Source organism: Ruegeria sp. CG11, from assembly GCF_056537245.1.
The window spans coordinates 173411-188447 of record NZ_JBQFRE010000003.1; the positions used below are offsets into that span (position 1 = coordinate 173411).

A 15037-nucleotide genomic window follows, 5' to 3' on the forward strand; every position below is an offset into this window, starting at 1 on the left:
CCGCAAACAGGTTGTCCGGCGCGCTCTGCGATGCAAAGTTCAAGCCCTTTTGAACCTTCAGTGCATCCTCGTACGAAATCCATTCGCCCGGCAGGTCTTCTCCGAACAGGCCGGATGCGCCCGATGCGAACTAATGATCGGACACTTTCCCATGCGGCGAGTTCGCCGGGATGGTCTGGTACTTGACATATTTCTGGTTGGAAAACTTGAATCTGTCATACCCGTTCTCGTAGAGCGTATGGAGCATCTCCGAGCTTCCGTTCTCGACCGAGATATACGGCGGCCGGGTGTCCAGCGACATGATCTGCGACAGGGCAACGCTGTCAAAGCCTTCATTGTCGATCTTGGCATAGCGGATCTGTTTCGAAACGTCCCGCAGCTCGTCCGAAAGATCAACCGCCTGAACGACGATCTTTTCGGACCCTTCCGCGCGACTTCCGATTTCCTCGTCGACGGAACTCCAGGCGGTGTTGAACTTGTTCACATAGAACGTAACCTCGTCCGTGCTGCCGTCGGTGACAGCGAAGTTCCTGATATCGACGCCATCGACACCCAGTTCGTCAAACTTCTGAGACACCGCGGCACAAAGATCGGGAATGGCCTCAACGGCAATGACGTAGAATCCCCTTTTGCGATAGTAGAACGTGTCCATCCCGTCATTCATGCCGATATCGACGATGATGCCCTGATCCGCGGCGGGAAACGACGGTTCAGCGGCCGTTTCGGATTGGGGCACTTTGCTCAGTGGTACCGTTTTGCGAGCGGTCTTGTTTTTTTCCGCGAAGAGCGCGACCGGACTCACGCACCTTGGCGGCTGCACGGGACAAACCTGATTTTGTGTTATTGCTAATTCGTGCCTCTGGCTTTGGATCAATCACTTTGGTGCGTTCAATGCCCGAGACCAAACTAGCGTTCAACACAAAAAAAGTGAACTTGAAGCTTAGTCAGCAGGCCGTTCAGAAAATGCGCTGATTACTGCTGCTGATGATTATCGCCGGGCACGCGGCCTTGCGGACTTGGTTGCCGAATCCGGAACATGCCATTTGCCAGAGCATTGGCCTTTTGCCCGTCAAACTCGCGCCGCAATTGCGGATCAAGAACACGCTATAATAGACTGGAGTGTTGTATGATTTCATTGAGACGTCGCCTTTACCGTGAAAGACGTAGGCTGGTCGCTATTGCATTAATGATGTTCATCGCGGGGCTTGTTGCCGGTATCAACCAAGACCGTGTTGTGTTTGGAATTCCCTTTCAGTTGGCTTGCGCAGTAGCATTCCTTTTGCTCTTGACGCCTGTGCTGATGGCTATCGCGCTATTGTTCCCGAATGTTCGCACAGCAACAGAGTCCGTGGCATTTTCGTTGCCGGTAATTTGTATATTCTTGGTCATCGAAAAATCGGACAGCAGCTTTTCCGAGTTCTTCTTTTTTGTCGTCGTCATTATGATCTGTCAGTTGACGTTCGCTGTTTACGGTGGCGGTTGGGTCGATCGGTTCTTTCCGACCCGCAGCAGGACATTTTACAGTAAAGTCAGAACTCGTCTCTCACCCGAAGAGCTTTGGCCATTCCTCGTTGTGACACCTGATACAGTGGACACTTACGGAGACGAAAAAACGGTTTCGATCGATTGGGTGGAACCCGGCGCGAGTTTTGTGGAAGTGTCGCAGGTCGACGACCTGACCCGCGTTGAAGAGTTGCAACTATAGAACAGTTTGAACCTGCGGTGAAATTCGGAGTGCGTTTTAAGGCACTGAGCGCCAAAGAGGGTACGAAGGGCTCAAGCGGAACATTGGCACGGGCGTTCGAAGAAACACCTACGGGCACCGATCTGCAGACCACGCGCAGTTTTGACCGCATGTCGCCAATGGCCAGTTTTCGGTTTTGGTTGGATGATGGGTTTGCTCGGTTTGACGACAAATACGTCACCCGAGCCGAACAGATGTCAGGCCTCTGAGAGGGGAAGGGGCGGTCAGACCGCCCCAATTCATCAGCTCTGATCCGCGCGGACACCATTGGCGATCTGCTGCATTTGTGCAGCCGGCAGGAAGCCGCGCAGCATTTCGGTGCCCAGAACAAAGGATGGCGTACCAGAGATCTTCATCCGTTGTGCCAAGGCACGGGTCTGCGCAATTTCCTCGGTGACCTCGTCGCTGTTCATCGCTGTGATGATTGCGTCGCTGTCCAGCCCGAGGCCATCGGAGATGCGGCGCAGGGTGACCTCGGTCGGTTCTCCGGTGAATTCCAGTAGCGCGTCGTGGACCTGTTTATAGGCATCGTCACCGGCGACTTGTTTCGTGGCGACGGCAAAGCGCGACGACATGACCGAGGCTTCGCCCAGAATCGGCAGCTCTTTAATCACCAGACGGATATTGCCATCCTCGGCCAGCAGGCTGGCCACTTCGGGCACGGCCCGGCGACAGTAGCCGCAGCGATAGTCCATGAACTCGACCAAGGTAATGTCACCGTCCGGATTGCCGCCAACCCAGCTGTACCCATCATTGAACAACTCATCGGCATTGGCCTGAACCATTTCCTTGTCGGCCGCGGCTTCGGCAACGGCGTTGCGCTGTTCAAGGACGTCGATCGCCTCAATGATCACCTCGGGGTTTTCCAGCAGATATTCGCGGACCTGTTTGCCGAATTCGGCTTTCTCGGCCTCGCTGAGCGCATTCAGGTCCAGCGCCTGTGCCGGTCCGGTGATCATGGAAAGCCCCAGAAGGGCGGGTGCTGCATGTCTGAGGATCATTTCCGTTTCCTTTTTGCTTTCGTAGCGCGTTCTGAGGCAATCAACACATCTTGTGCCCGTTGCCAACCCGGTGAACCTTCAGGCAGTTGCCTGATGGCGCGTTTTGCGTGGATGCCTGCATCGGCCATCCGGCCCTGCAAGGCATATCGCTCTGCGGTCACGGCCGAGGCCATGCCATTGTTCCCGACCTTTGCGTAGGCGACCCCAAGGTCTTGCATCAGGCGGGCGTTCCGGTAATCTCTGTTTCTTGCTTTTTCAAGTACTTGCAGGGCGCTCTTCGTCTGACCTTGCGCCAGCATGGCCCGTCCATAGCCAGCAAGGATCAAAGCATTGTTCGGGGCCATTTCAACCGCTTGGCCATAGGCCACAACCGCCTCCTGTACCTGCCGATTTTCCAGCAGAATCTGGCCCTTGAGTTCGTAATAGAACGGGTCCTCCGGACGTATGGCCAGCGCAGCGTCTATCGCCGCGCGCGCTTTGGCCAGATCGCGGTTTTGGTGATGGGCTGCGGCCTCGCGCATCAGGCGGATATCCTCTGCGCTTTCTTCCTTTGCCCGACGCAGGGTCCAGCCGGGCGACCGCAAGAAGGCCGACAATTTGCCTTTGACGCGTGCGAACCAGTAATCGGCGTTCGGGTTCGGCTGCGCCTTGTCGGCGAACTGCTCCATAAACGCTTCGGCAGCGCGCAGACGTTCGCGGCTGGTGGGGTGAGACCGCATATATGGGTCCTGATTGATTGTGCTCAGCAATTCCTGACCGGCGAATTTACGGTGCAGGGCCACCATGCCACTGGGCGAGATACCGGCCCATCTGAGATAGCTGGCGGCGCTCTGGTCAGCCGAGGATTCCTCGGCCCGGGTATGCCCCAGAAAGCTGCGCAACGCGGCGCTTTGGGTTCCCGCAGCAATGCCCACTGCGGCCTCGCCGCCGCCGGCAGCCGCTGCGATCAGGGCAAGTGCGGTGCCCAAGCCTGCATTTCGCTGTGCTGCGCGCAGGTTTTCCACCCTTCGGGCCAGGTGACCATTGGCGATATGGGCGGCCTCGTGGGCGATGACGGCCTGCAGCATCTCGGGGCTTTCAACGGTCAGAATCAGGCCGTAATTCACATAGATCGCGCCATAGTCGATCACGAAGGCGTTGAACGTGCTGTCATTGACCACCAGTATCCGGACCCGGTTGGTGTTCAGCCCGGCCGCGCGCAGGACAGGAAAAGCCAGTTCACGCAGCCCATATTCGATATCGGGGTCCCGGATCAGGCTTTGCGCTGTCGATGGCACAGCACTTGAAATCCATGTCGCTGCAACCAGCAACAGGGCCGGGATTGACGCCACCCTGGATAAGCGTTCAAAAGCCATGGCTGCAACATGGGAGATGGGCATGAGAAACTCAACCCGATCCGGGGTCGATCCCTTTATCGTGATGGATGTGATGGAGGCCGCGCGCAAGGCTGAAGAGGCCGGGCGCCACATCATCCATATGGAGGTCGGACAGCCCGGAACCGGTGCACCTAAAGGGGCAACCGACGCGCTGGCCAAGGCGATGGAGCAAGCCCCACTGGGCTATACGGTCGCTCTGGGCCTGCCCGCGCTGCGGCAACGGATCGCACGGCTGTATGGTGAGTGGTACAATGTCGATCTGAACCCCGAACGCGTGGTGATCACGCCGGGCTCGTCAGGCGGGTTTTTGCTGACCTTTACGGCGTTGTTCGACAGCGGAGATCGTGTTGGCATCGGCGCGCCGGGCTATCCGTCATACCGGCAGATCCTCAAGGCGTTGGGTCTGGTGCCGGTCGATCTGCCCACCGCGCCGGAAAACCGCCTTCAGCCCGTGCCTGCAGATTTCGCAGGGCTGGACCTGCAAGGGCTGATGGTTGCCTCGCCCGCCAACCCCACCGGAACGATGCTGAACCACGCCGCAATGGGGTCGTTGATCGAGGCTGCGCACGGGCAAGGTGCCTCGTTCATCAGCGACGAGATTTACCACGGGTTGGAATACGAGGCCAAAGCCGTCACCGCGTTGGAGCTGACGGATGAGTGCTACGTGATCAACTCATTCTCCAAGTATTTCTCGATGACCGGATGGCGCGTAGGTTGGATGGTCGTACCCGAGGATCAGGTGCGCGTGGTCGAGCGTATCGCCCAGAACATGTTCATCTGCGCGCCTCACGCCAGCCAGGTGGCCGCACTGGCGGCAATGGACTGCGAAGAGGAGTTGCAGGCCAATCTGACCGTCTACCGCCGTAACCGTGCGCTGATGCTGGATGGGCTGCCCAAGGCCGGGTTCACCAATATCGCGCCGCCGGACGGGGCCTTTTACGTCTATGCGGACGTGTCCGACCTGACCGATGACAGCCGTGCTTTTGCGGCTGAGATTCTGGACAAGGCCGGGGTCGCTGTCACGCCAGGGCTGGATTTCGACCCGGCGCGCGGGCACCACACCCTGCGGTTCTCTTACGCTCGGTCATCGGAGGATATTGAGGAAGGCCTGTTGCGGCTGCGTCGTTTCATGGCTGAGCGCGGTGCGATCACCGAGCAGGCCTAGGGCGTTCACAAAATTGCGCTGGTCGGGTAGGCTGGCGGTCAAACGATCTCGGGAAAACTTGAGGCCATGAGCAGGATTTTCTACGCCATCGCGCTGATCTGGGCGCTGACCGGTGCTGCGCTTGCGCACGACTTCAGTGCGCTTGCACGCGTGTTGCCGGATCAAAGCCGCATTACCGATGACGGTCGCGCCGGTGTTCGCTTGGACCTTGGCCTCAGCCAGGGGGTGCCGTATCGGGTCTTTACCCTCCGCGATCCCTACCGCATGGTGCTGGATTTTCAGGAGGTCGACTGGACGGGGTTAGACGCAGACGCTTTCCTGCAAACCGACCGGATCAGCGGCGTGCAGTTCGGGGCCTATGTTCCGGGCTGGTCGCGCTTGGTTCTGGAACTCGGCGCGCCTCTGGCCGTCGATACTGCGGATCTGAGGGTGGATCAGGTCACAGGTGAGGCGAGATTGTCGCTGCACCTGCGCGGCACCGATTTCGACAGTTTTACCGCCGGTGCTGGCGCGCCACGTCAACCGGGCTGGGACCTACCCGAGCCTGCTGTGACGCCGGCCAAACCCGGCCGTGATGGCACACGCCCCTTGCTGGTGATGCTGGACCCCGGTCATGGCGGCATTGATCCGGGGGCCGAGGCCGGGGGCACGGATGAGAAAACCCTGATGTTGACCTTCGCGCGCGAACTGCGCGAAACGCTATTGCGGGCAGGAGGTTATCAGGTGGTGTTGACGCGTGTGGATGATCATTTCGTCAGTCTGGAACGCCGCATCGCTCTGGCGCATCGGGCTGGGGCGGATGTTTTTATCTCGCTGCACGCGGATATCCTGTCGGAAGGCCGGGCGCATGGGGCGGCGGTTTATACGCTGTCCGACGATGCCTCAGACGTGGCCAGCCATAAACTGGCTGAGCGGCACGACCGGGGCGACCTGATCTCGGGCGTGGACCTCAGCGGCGCGGAGGATCAGGTAGCGGACGTGCTGCTGGACATCGCCCGGCAGGAAACCCGACCCCGCACCGATGCGCTGGCGCGCGCTCTGGCCGACGGAATGACCCAGCAGGGCGGGCCAATGAACAGCCGACCGATCCGCACGGCGTCGTTTTCGGTTCTCAAGGCCGCAGATATCCCCTCGGTCCTGGTCGAGCTTGGATTTCTGTCCAGTCCCAGAGACTTGAAAAACATCCAAAATCCCGAATGGCGCAAGGGCATGGCGCTTGGTATCCTAAACGGGTTGGAGCAATGGCGGCAGGACGATCTGGTCAAACGATCCCTGATTGGCCAGTGACCCTACGGCACAAACCGGCTATTATCGGCCATCGTGTTTTGACCCTGCGCCGCGTCATCCCTATATAGGCGTCAGCGCGAGTAAAAGGCAGCAACGTGATCCGTTTCATTCTTTCCGTTTTCGGGGCGATCTTCAGCCTCGTCACCTTGGGTATTTTCATGGCCGCGCTGGTGATTGGCGCGGTGTTCTGGATGTATGGGCGCGACCTGCCCAGCCATGAATCGCTGGCGCAGTACAAGCCACCGACGATCAGCCGGATTTACTCGGGCGAAGGCCAGCTGATCGACGAATTCGCGCAGGAACGCCGCCTGTTCACGCCGTCCGAGGAAATCCCCGATCTGGTGAAACAGGCCTTTATCTCGGCCGAGGACAAGAACTTCTACACCCATCAGGGCTATGATCCGCGCGGTATCATCGCGGCCGGGGTCGAGGCGGTGAAGTCCAAGGGTGAAAACGTTCGTGGTGCTTCGACCATTACACAGCAGGTGATGAAAAACTTCCTGCTGTCCGGTGACCGCCGGGCCGAGCGCAAGATCAAAGAGATCATCCTCGCCACTAGGCTTGAGGATACGCTGGACAAGGAACAGATCCTCGAACTCTATATGAACGAGATCTTTCTGGGCCAGAACTCATATGGTGTGACCGCCGCCGCCCAGACTTACTTCAATAAAACGCTGCAAGAGCTTGAGCCGCACGAGGCCGCGACGCTGGCCGCGATGCCCAAGGCGCCGTCGGATTACCACCCGGTTCGGCAAAAAGAACGTCTGCTGAACCGCCGCAACTATGTGCTGCGGGAAATGCGGCAGAACGGCTATATCGATCAGGCGACCTATGACACCGAGGTCGAGATGCCGCTGCGGTCCGTGCAGAACGGTGACTTTGAAAGCTTCCGCACCGCGCTGCCGCCGCGCGATTATTTCACTGACGAAATCCGCCGCCAACTGAGTGAAGACTTCGGTGAAGGTGAGTTCTTTACTGGCGGCTTCACCGTCCGGGCCTCGGTCGATGAGGAAATGCAGGTCGAGGCCGCCAAGGCGCTGCGCACGGCCTTGCAGAAATACGACCGGTCACGCGGAAAATGGCGCGGCACGGGTGAAGTGATCCCCGAAGAAAAATTGGCCGATGAAACGCAGTGGCGCGACGCTCTGGCGATCATGGAAATCCCGCGCGACGTGGTGCTGCCGACGCAGTGGTATCCGGCGGTGGTTCTGAACGTGGGTGAACAATCTCTGACCGTGGGTATTGAGAATGGCCCTGCGGATGGTGTCATCCCGCGCTCGGATATCAAATGGATGCAGGGCGATTTCGCGGCCAACTTCAAACGCGGCGATGTTATTCTGGTGATGGCCGGGGAAGAAGGCCAATGGTCCGCCCGTCAGGTGCCCGAAGTGCAGGGCGGCTTTGTCGCGATGGACGTGAACTCGGGGCGTGTTCTGGCAATGCAGGGCGGGTTCTCATATCAGGACTCGGTGTTCAACCGCGCCACGCAAGCGCAACGCCAGCCGGGCTCGAGCTTTAAGCCTTTCGTCTATGCCGCTGCGCTGGACAGCGGGTATAGCCCCGCGACGATTGTTGTGGACGCACCGATTGAAGTGAACACACCGCAAGGGCTGTGGCGACCCAAGAATTCGACGAACAAGTTTTATGGCCCGACGCCGCTGCGCACCGGAATTGAGCAGTCGCGGAACCTGATGACCATTCGTTTGGCACAAGAGGTCACGATGCCGGTTGTGGCGGGCTACGCGGAACGATTTGGCGTCTATGACCGGATGGGCGCGTTCCTTGCGAACTCATTGGGCTCCGAGGAGACGACGCTCTACAAGATGGTCGCCGCCTACGCGATGTTCGCCAATGGCGGTGAGCGGGTCGAGCCCACGCTGGTCGACCGTATTCAGGACCGGTTCGGCAAAACGATCTATCGCCATGATGACCGTCAGTGTCTGGACTGTAACTCTGCCTGGCTGGAGCCGGATGAATCCCCGACCATTGAGACCAACCGCTCTCAGGTGATGGATGCAATCACCGCGTATCAGTTGACCTCGATGATGAAGGGCGTTGTCGATCGCGGTACAGCATCGCGCGTTGTGAACCTGCCTGTGCCAACTGCGGGCAAGACGGGGACCACCAACGAATCCAAGGACGCGTGGTTCATCGGCTTTACATCGAACATCGTGGCGGGTTGTTATATTGGCTATGACCGCCCGCGCCCGATGGGGCGGGGGGCCTATGGTGGCACCATGTGCGGCCCGGTCTTCCAGAGCTTCATGGAGAAAGCCGTCGAAAAGTACGGTGGCGGACCGTTTGAAGTGCCTGAGGGTGGCCATTTCATCAAGATCGACCGCTTCAGCGGCGCGCGTCTGCCAGCGGATGCGACCGGTGACTACGTCGTGGCCGAGTACTTCCGCGATGGTGTCGACGGCTTTATCGACCGCGTCTACGACGGCGGTTTTGCGATGGGGTCTGACCTGCCGCTGTTTGAAGAGGCCAGCTCGGGCCGTCAGGTGACCACCTCGACCGGCAACACCATCACCGTTGGCCCCAATGCCAGCCAGGGTGATCTGCAGGGCGGCGGCCTTTACTGACAACTGATATGTTTCGGGGCTCCGCTGTCTTGTGGTGCCTCGAACCTCTTGCTATCACGCAAACCTGATTGAGAAAGTTGGGACAAGACCATGCGCGCCGAAACCCAGAACACCGTGGCGGAAATCGAAAAGTCGCTTGAGCTGCTGGCGCAGCGTATGGACTATGAAACCGCCCCGCATCGCCTTGAGGAATTTAACGCGCGCGTCGAGGACCCCAACCTGTGGGACAACCCCGAAAACGCGCAGAAGCTGATGCGCGAGCGTCAGCTGCTGGTCGACGCGATCGAGACCTATGAATCCATCAAGACCGATCTCAGCGACAATATCGAACTGATCGAACTGGGCGAGATGGAAGAGGATGAAGAGGTCGTCAGCGACGCCGAAGCAGCCATCAAAAGCCTGAAATCCAAGGCCGCCAAGAAAGAACTTGAAGCGTTGCTGGACGGCGAGGCCGATGGCAATGACACCTTCCTTGAAATTAACTCGGGCGCGGGCGGCACGGAAAGCTGCGACTGGGCCTCGATGCTGGCACGGATGTATGTCCGTTGGGCCGAGAAAAAGGGCTATACCGTCGAGCTGCAGTCCGAGACAGCGGGCGAAGAGGCGGGGATCAAATCCGCCGCTTACAAGATTTCCGGTCACAATGCCTATGGCTGGCTGAAATCCGAAAGCGGTGTGCACCGGTTGGTGCGGATTTCGCCCTATGACTCGGCGGCCAAGCGGCACACCTCGTTCAGCTCGGTCTGGGTCTATCCGGTGGTCGACGACAATATCGAGATTGAGGTGAACCCGGCCGATATCCGTATCGATACCTACCGGTCTTCGGGTGCGGGTGGTCAGCACGTGAACACCACGGACTCGGCGGTGCGGATCACGCACATTCCGACTGGTATCGTTGTGACCTCGTCCGAGAAATCGCAGCACCAGAACCGCGATATCGCGATGAAAGCCCTGAAGTCCCGTCTGTACCAGCAGGAGCTGGACCGCCGGAACGCCGACATCAACGCGGCGCACGAGGCCAAGGGCGATGCGGGCTGGGGCAACCAGATCCGGTCTTACGTGTTGCAGCCCTATCAGATGGTCAAGGATTTGCGCACCAACCACGAGACCTCGGACACCAAAGGGGTGTTGGACGGCGATCTGGATGGCTTCATGGCAGCAACGCTGGCCTTGAACGTGGCGGGCAAAAGCCGGTCCGAGGCGCAGGGCGACAGCTAACTGTAGACCTGCGGGATACACGTGATGAGCATGATCAAAGGCCACTGGCAACTGATCGTGATTGTCACGATGGTCTTTGCGCTCTGGCATACTCCGGTCGTGCTTCCGCTGAAGATCCTTGTCGTTTTCCTGCACGAGCTTTCGCACGCGATCGTGGTTGTCGTAACCGGCGGATCGGTGGAAAGCTTCTCCATCTCTCCGCGACAGGGTGGGCTTGTAACTGCCCGAGGGGGCAATCGCTTTCTAAGCCTGTCGGCGGGTTACCTCGGATCATTGGCACTTGGCATGGGGCTCTTGTTTGTTGCCTTGCGCACGCATTGGGATCGGGCGTTGCTGGGTGGCTTCGGCGGGGTCATGCTGTTGGTGACCTTATTTTACGTCCGCGAGCCATTTGCGATGCTGTTCTGCGGTGTAGTCGGTGCCGGGATGCTCGCCATGGCGTGGTATCTGAGTCGACCGCTATGCGATCTGTTTCTGCGGATCATGGGGCTGACCAGCATGATCTATGTTCCCTATGATATATTTGACGATACGATCCGCCGCGCGGGCATACGTTCGGATGCGTTTATGTTGGCCGAGGAATTCGGCGGTACGACCATGCTGTGGGGCGGTGCGTGGCTTGTCATCAGCGTCTTGTCGATCCTTCTGTGCCTGAAATACTTCCTTGGGCGCGACAGCAACTTGAGTTTGGGCCAATAGACGTGTTGATCGCCAGTGGCCTTTTCCAAAAGATGTATTCAAACAGTGGGTTTAAATAGAGAAGTGCCCCGGCTAGGCTGACCCCCGAGGAGGGGCGTGCCAGGGATGGATTTGAGCCAGACGACTGCTATCGACTTGTTGAACGCGATTGCCGCTGGGCGGTTGTCAGCTGAAGAGTTGATGCAGGCGACTTTGGAGCGGATCGCCTCACTCAACGGGTCGGCGAATGCCGTCGTTGCCCTGCGTGATCCGGATGAATTACTGGCCGAAGCACGGGCGATAGATGCCGGGCCGAACCGCGGGCCGCTGCACGGGTTGCCGATTGCAGTCAAGGATCTGGTCAACGTTGCCGGGATCGTGTCCTCTCAGGGTTCGCCGATTTTCAAGGATCATGTGCCGCAGAAGGATGACCTGATTGCCGAGCGGATGCGGGCGGCGGGGGCGATCCTGATCGGCAAGACCAACGTGCCGGAATTTGGGTTGGGATCTCATACCTTCAACCCCGTCTATGGGGCGACGCGCAATCCTTATGACCCGACGCGGACCAGCGGCGGGTCGTCGGGTGGCGCGGCCGTCGCGCTGGCGACCGGGATGGTCGCCTTGGCGGACGGGTCCGACATGATGGGCAGTCTGCGCAACCCTGCCGCCTGGAACAATGTCTACGGGTTCCGGCCCAGCTGGGGACGGGTGCCGTCCGAGCCTGCAGGTGACGGGTACCTGCATCAACTCTCGACACTTGGCCCCATGGCACGCAGCCCCGAGGATCTGGGCCTGTTACTGGATGTGATCTCGGGACCGGATCCGCGGCAGCCTTATGGGGATGCCAGCTCGGCGGTGTCACCGGTTCAAGCTGCCGATATGCGCGGCCTGCGTATCGGCTGGCTGGATGATTGGGGCAGCGCCTATCCGTTTCAGGACGGCATTCGCGAATTGTGCCGGGACGCGTTGGATGTGTTTACGCAACTTGGGGCCGAGGTTGCCCCGGTTGCCGCGCCTTTCGCGGCTGATCAGATCTGGGACAGTTGGGTCACGTTGCGCGCGTGGAGCGTGGCCGCCGGCCTTGCTGATCTGTCGGAACAACGGGCGGCGTTGAAGGACGCCGCGCAGTGGGAATTGGACCGGGGGCTGGCTCTGACGGCAATGCAGGTCCATGAGGCCAGCGTTGACCGGTCAGAATGGTTCCGCTGCGCGGCCGCGCTGTTTCAGGAGTATGACGCACTGATCCTGCCGTCGGCACAGGTTTGGCCCTTTGCGATTGAGACACCGTACCCGACAGCGATCGCCGGAACAGCGATGGATACCTACCATCGCTGGATGGAGGTCATGGTGCCGGTCAGCCTGATCGGTCTGCCATGCCTGTCCGTGCCTGTCGGGTTTGGGGCCGAGGGGCTGCCGATGGGGATGCAGGTCTTTGGCCCGCGGGGATCGGACGCGCATATTCTGTCCATCGGTGCGGCCTATCACGCCGCCACCCGGTGGCCACAAAAACGACCGGCCTGATGGAGGGGCCGGCAAGGGAGGAGAGACATAATGGAGAAACCTTTCGGCGTTCCGGATTTGGGGCCTGTGGACATGGGGATGCTGCGCGAAGCATTGCGCAGGGCCTGGGGCGATTTCCGGCGCGCGCCGGTCTTTGGCTTGCTGTTCGCTACGTTCTATGTGCTGGCCGGATGGGCGATCGCCTGGGTCACAGTGCAAACCGGAACCTCGTACTGGCTGGTGCTTGCAGCGATCGGATTTCCCCTGCTGGGCCCGTTCGCGGCGGTCGGTCTGTATGAGGTATCGCATCGGCTGGAGCAGGGAGAGCCGTTGGATTTCAATGCAATTTTCGGCGTAGTCATACAGCAGGGACGGCGTCAGTTGCCCTCGATCTGCGCGATCATTGTGGTAATGTTTCTGTTCTGGTTCTTTCTGGGCCACATGATCTTTGCCCTGTTCATGGGGCTGTCAACGATGACCAATGTCTCGACGTCGTTGGAAGTGTATTTCACCGCCAACGGGTTGACGATGCTGGCTGTGGGAACCGCCGTAGGGGCGGTGTTCGCGACGATCCTGTATATGATCACCGTGCTGTCAATCCCGATGCTGCTGGATCGGGAACTGGACTTCGTGACCGCCATGATCGCCAGCTTTAGCTATGTGCGAGACCATCTGGGTATAATGCTGGTCTGGGGCGGTTTCATCGCGGTCGTGACCTTTGTTGCAATGATCCCGTGGTTTCTGGGCTTGCTGATTGTGCTGCCGTTGTTGGGTCACGCAAGCTGGCATCTGTATCGGCTAATCACACAATCGCCTGATCAGGGCATGGAGTAACTCAGCCTGCAGCTTTCTGAACAGAGCTTTCCGAGCGGCGTGCGGTGCGCGCCGCCGCCAATATTGCCGAGGGGTTTTCGCCCAGATGGCGCAGCAAAATCCGCCGCGTAGTTGTGGCGCTGGCCGTGGTTTTCGACAGGCAGATCGCAACCCCGCGCCATCTGTCCGCGTTCTCGTCCGATCCGCGCGTCACCAGGTAAATCCGGCTGTTTTGCGAGGCTCGGCTCGACATCAGGATATAGATCTGCCGTCCGGCGCAGGCGGCGATCCCCTGAACCTCGCGGTCGTTCGGGGCGGCCCCGGGCATTCCAGGGCGGGGCTCATACCCGCGCACCAGCGTGCATTGCGGCAGCCGACGCGCGTGAAACAGTCTGTGCCGCGATGGCTGCGTTTCGTCCAGTTCGGTTTCGGTGGCATAGTAAAACCCGGCCGGGAACAGGTTCTCGGTCAGCGTTGTGGGGCCAGAGCCCAGAAAATCGGTCAGGGCGGATGCCGCAGGGTGTGTCGGCGTGCGGTCGATTTCATCCAGAGGACGCAGCAGAATACGGGCGTCGACCTCGAAAAAACGGCAGATGCGATCCAGCACGTCAGGCCGGGGAAAGCTCTCGCCGCCCAGATATCTGTTGAACTGTGTGCGGTTAATTCCAAGTTGCCGGCAAAGTTCGGATACCGAGCTGTATTGCCGCGCAAGTCGCCTGAGATTGGCGCCGAACATCTGGCGCAGTTCGTCCGGATTGCGGATGGAGTTGGTCATAGGCGTCCCAGGTTCTCGCGACTTGTTTCGATATACACAACATGATCGACCGACAGGCCGACACTACGTGGAAATCGTACAGATGACACGAACGGGCGCATCCCAACGCCGCGTCTCATCCGAGGCTAGCGTTGATTGCCATAAACGCAATAGGCTTTATTTTATTTTGCGTGATCTTTTTCGGCAATATTGCGCCAGACGCGGCCAGGGCGGCACAAATTCTGCGCAAGAACCGGGCTTGCCAAACCGGAAATCCCCCACCCTCATCGGACCTTCCGACAGGGTGGGGGCAGAACTTACTCGCCGCGCAGCAGGGCCGCGACGCCGGTGCGGGCCACTTCGACCAGACCCAGCGGGCGCATCAGATCGGCAAAAGCATCAATCTTGTCCGGTGCACCGGTGATTTCGAAGATGAAGGAGTTCAGCGTGCTGTCGACCACGTTGGCGCGGAAGATATCGGCCAGACGCAGCGCCTCGACCCGCTTGTCGCCAGCGCCGACAACCTTGATGATGGCCAGCTCGCGTTCCACCGAGTCCCCTTCAACAGTCAGGTCATGCACGTCATGCACCGGAACGATCCGCCCCAGCTGTGCCTTGATCTGCTCGATCACCTGCGGGGTGCCGGTGGTGACGATGGTGATGCGGCTGAGGTGACCGGTATGGTCGACCTCGGCCACGGTCAGGCTTTCGATGTTGTAACCACGGCCCGAGAACAGGCCAATTACGCGGGCCAGAACACCGGGTTCGTTCTCGACCAGAACCGCGATTGTGTGGCGTTCCTGAACGTCCGAGAAGGTGGGCCGTAGGTTATAGGCCGAATGGCGGGTGGAGCCTTTTTTGATATGTAGGGCAGACATTTACGTCCCTTTCATCATCCTTGTGGTGTCGGGCGCGCGGG

The 15037-nt window shown here is 59.5% G+C and carries 14 protein-coding genes; 9 read left to right on the plus strand and 5 right to left on the minus strand.

Annotation, left to right across the window (positions count from 1 at the left end; genetic code table 11):
• Positions 1-130: 130 nt before the first annotated feature.
• Complete coding sequence (locus ACR0KW_RS10210; protein WP_480804876.1) at positions 131-736, minus strand: FkbM family methyltransferase; 606 nt, start codon at positions 734-736, stop codon at positions 131-133.
• Between the two features lie 390 nt (positions 737-1126).
• Between ACR0KW_RS10210 and ACR0KW_RS10215 the strand changes: the two genes are divergently transcribed.
• Positions 1127-1705 carry a hypothetical protein gene (locus ACR0KW_RS10215; protein WP_480804877.1) on the plus strand — a complete coding sequence of 193 codons (579 nt, stop codon included), beginning with the start codon at positions 1127-1129 and terminating at the stop codon, positions 1703-1705.
• Between the two features lie 29 nt (positions 1706-1734).
• Positions 1735-1953, plus strand: a complete 219-nt coding sequence (locus ACR0KW_RS10220) for a hypothetical protein (protein ID WP_480804878.1) — start codon at positions 1735-1737, stop codon at positions 1951-1953.
• Positions 1954-1986: 33 nt separating this feature from the next.
• Here the strand turns inward: ACR0KW_RS10220 and ACR0KW_RS10225 are convergent, their stop codons facing one another.
• The gene (locus ACR0KW_RS10225; protein ID WP_480804879.1) at positions 1987-2745 is read right to left on the minus strand and encodes a DsbA family protein; all 759 of its coding nucleotides are present in this window, start codon (positions 2743-2745) and stop codon (positions 1987-1989) included.
• Complete coding sequence (locus ACR0KW_RS10230; protein ID WP_480804880.1) at positions 2742-4124, minus strand: M48 family metalloprotease; 1383 nt, start codon at positions 4122-4124, stop codon at positions 2742-2744. Before ACR0KW_RS10230 ends, ACR0KW_RS10225 begins: the two co-directional genes overlap by 4 nt.
• Between ACR0KW_RS10230 and ACR0KW_RS10235 the strand changes: the two genes are divergently transcribed.
• The 7 genes from ACR0KW_RS10235 to ACR0KW_RS10265 all read left to right on the plus strand — a co-directional run bounded on the left by ACR0KW_RS10235 (position 4123) and on the right by ACR0KW_RS10265 (position 13385).
• A complete protein-coding gene (locus ACR0KW_RS10235) occupies positions 4123-5286 on the plus strand; it encodes a pyridoxal phosphate-dependent aminotransferase (RefSeq protein WP_480804881.1) in 1164 nt (387 codons plus the stop codon). The genes ACR0KW_RS10230 and ACR0KW_RS10235 overlap by 2 nt on opposite strands.
• A gap of 66 nt (positions 5287-5352) precedes the next feature.
• Positions 5353-6573 carry an N-acetylmuramoyl-L-alanine amidase gene (locus ACR0KW_RS10240; protein WP_480804882.1) on the plus strand — a complete coding sequence of 407 codons (1221 nt, stop codon included), beginning with the start codon at positions 5353-5355 and terminating at the stop codon, positions 6571-6573.
• A gap of 95 nt (positions 6574-6668) precedes the next feature.
• Positions 6669-9155, plus strand: a complete 2487-nt coding sequence (locus ACR0KW_RS10245) for a penicillin-binding protein 1A (RefSeq protein WP_480804883.1) — start codon at positions 6669-6671, stop codon at positions 9153-9155.
• A gap of 90 nt (positions 9156-9245) precedes the next feature.
• Positions 9246-10373 (plus strand): peptide chain release factor 2, encoded by a 1128-nt coding sequence (gene prfB, locus ACR0KW_RS10250; protein ID WP_480804884.1) that lies wholly within the window; start codon positions 9246-9248, stop codon positions 10371-10373.
• Between the two features lie 24 nt (positions 10374-10397).
• Positions 10398-11072 carry a M50 family metallopeptidase gene (locus ACR0KW_RS10255; protein WP_480804885.1) on the plus strand — a complete coding sequence of 225 codons (675 nt, stop codon included), beginning with the start codon at positions 10398-10400 and terminating at the stop codon, positions 11070-11072.
• Between the two features lie 105 nt (positions 11073-11177).
• Positions 11178-12572, plus strand: a complete 1395-nt coding sequence (locus ACR0KW_RS10260) for an amidase (RefSeq protein WP_480804886.1) — start codon at positions 11178-11180, stop codon at positions 12570-12572.
• Positions 12573-12602: 30 nt separating this feature from the next.
• The gene (locus ACR0KW_RS10265) at positions 12603-13385 is read left to right on the plus strand and encodes a DUF2189 domain-containing protein (protein ID WP_480804887.1); all 783 of its coding nucleotides are present in this window, start codon (positions 12603-12605) and stop codon (positions 13383-13385) included.
• A 1-nt stretch (position 13386) separates the two neighbouring features.
• Here the strand turns inward: ACR0KW_RS10265 and ACR0KW_RS10270 are convergent, their stop codons facing one another.
• Both ACR0KW_RS10270 and ilvN read right to left on the minus strand, forming a co-directional pair.
• Positions 13387-14139 carry a helix-turn-helix domain-containing protein gene (locus ACR0KW_RS10270; RefSeq protein WP_480804888.1) on the minus strand — a complete coding sequence of 251 codons (753 nt, stop codon included), beginning with the start codon at positions 14137-14139 and terminating at the stop codon, positions 13387-13389.
• Positions 14140-14435: 296 nt separating this feature from the next.
• Complete coding sequence (gene ilvN / locus ACR0KW_RS10275) at positions 14436-14996, minus strand: acetolactate synthase small subunit (protein WP_170325247.1); 561 nt, start codon at positions 14994-14996, stop codon at positions 14436-14438.
• Positions 14997-15037 lie beyond the last annotated feature (41 nt).